The organism is Domibacillus epiphyticus (assembly GCF_001975785.1).
Classification (GTDB): domain Bacteria; phylum Bacillota; class Bacilli; order Bacillales; family Domibacillaceae; genus Domibacillus; species Domibacillus epiphyticus.
Genome location: NZ_MSFI01000035.1, coordinates 1 through 1,771, shown reverse-complemented (window position 1 = coordinate 1,771; position 1,771 = coordinate 1). Strand labels below are relative to the sequence as shown.

Annotated in this window: 1 rRNA gene; it reads right to left on the bottom strand. The window is 54.0% G+C overall.

The features are described from left to right. Nucleotides 1–124 precede the first annotated feature (124 nt). A 16S ribosomal RNA gene (locus BTO28_RS16395) occupies nt 125–1,676 on the bottom strand. Between the last annotated feature and the right edge of the window lie 95 nt (nt 1,677–1,771).

The window sequence follows — 1,771 nt, the reverse complement described above, 5'->3', positions numbered from 1 at the left end:
GGCCTGCCGCAACGCTTTTGCGGCCTGCTTGGCAGGTCCAAGGGATTCATCCCTCAAAACTGAACAAAATCAAACGCCACGTTTTTTGCGAGAACCGCTTCTCGCATTCCGTAAATATCCTTAGAAAGGAGGTGATCCAGCCGCACCTTCCGATACGGCTACCTTGTTACGACTTCACCCCAATCATCTGCCCCACCTTCGGCGGCTGGCTCCCGTAAGGGTTACCCCACCGACTTCGGGTGTTGCAAACTCTCGTGGTGTGACGGGCGGTGTGTACAAGGCCCGGGAACGTATTCACCGCGGCATGCTGATCCGCGATTACTAGCGATTCCGGCTTCATGCAGGCGAGTTGCAGCCTGCAATCCGAACTGAGAATGGTTTTATGGGATTGGCTAAACCTCGCGGTCTTGCAGCCCTTTGTACCATCCATTGTAGCACGTGTGTAGCCCAGGTCATAAGGGGCATGATGATTTGACGTCATCCCCACCTTCCTCCGGTTTGTCACCGGCAGTCACCTTAGAGTGCCCAACTGAATGCTGGCAACTAAGATCAAGGGTTGCGCTCGTTGCGGGACTTAACCCAACATCTCACGACACGAGCTGACGACAACCATGCACCACCTGTCACCGCTGTCCCCGAAGGGAAAGGCATATCTCTATGCCGGGCAGCGGGATGTCAAGACCTGGTAAGGTTCTTCGCGTTGCTTCGAATTAAACCACATGCTCCACCGCTTGTGCGGGCCCCCGTCAATTCCTTTGAGTTTCAGCCTTGCGGCCGTACTCCCCAGGCGGAGTGCTTAATGCGTTAGCTGCAGCACTGAGGGGCGGAAACCCCCCAACACTTAGCACTCATCGTTTACGGCGTGGACTACCAGGGTATCTAATCCTGTTCGCTCCCCACGCTTTCGCGCCTCAGCGTCAGTTACAGACCAAAGAGCCGCCTTCGCCACTGGTGTTCCTCCACATCTCTACGCATTTCACCGCTACACGTGGAATTCCGCTCTTCTCTTCTGCACTCAAGTCTTCCAGTTTCCAATGACCCTCCACGGTTGAGCCGTGGGCTTTCACATCAGACTTAAAAGACCGCCTGCGCGCGCTTTACGCCCAATAATTCCGGACAACGCTTGCCACCTACGTATTACCGCGGCTGCTGGCACGTAGTTAGCCGTGGCTTTCTGGCCAGGTACCGTCAAGGTACGGACAGTTACTCCCGTACTTGTTCTTCCCTGACAACAGAGTTTTACGATCCGAAAACCTTCTTCACTCACGCGGCGTTGCTCCGTCAGACTTTCGTCCATTGCGGAAGATTCCCTACTGCTGCCTCCCGTAGGAGTCTGGGCCGTGTCTCAGTCCCAGTGTGGCCGATCACCCTCTCAGGTCGGCTACGCATCGTCGCCTTGGTGAGCCGTTACCTCACCAACTAGCTAATGCGCCGCGGGCCCATCCTGCAGTGACAGCAAAACCGTCTTTCAAAAGAAGATCATGAGATCTTCTATATTATTCGGTATTAGCCCCGGTTTCCCGGAGTTATCCCAATCTGCAGGGCAGGTTGCCCACGTGTTACTCACCCGTCCGCCGCTAACTTGAACAGAGCAAGCTCTGTCAAGTCCGCTCGACTTGCATGTATTAGGCACGCCGCCAGCGTTCGTCCTGAGCCAGGATCAAACTCTCCAAAAAGTAGTTCGATTGCTCAGTTGTTTTCAATTGAAATGACGGGCATTTCAAGTGAAAGTTTAATTCAAAACGTTGACGTTTTTATTGATTTTGTACAG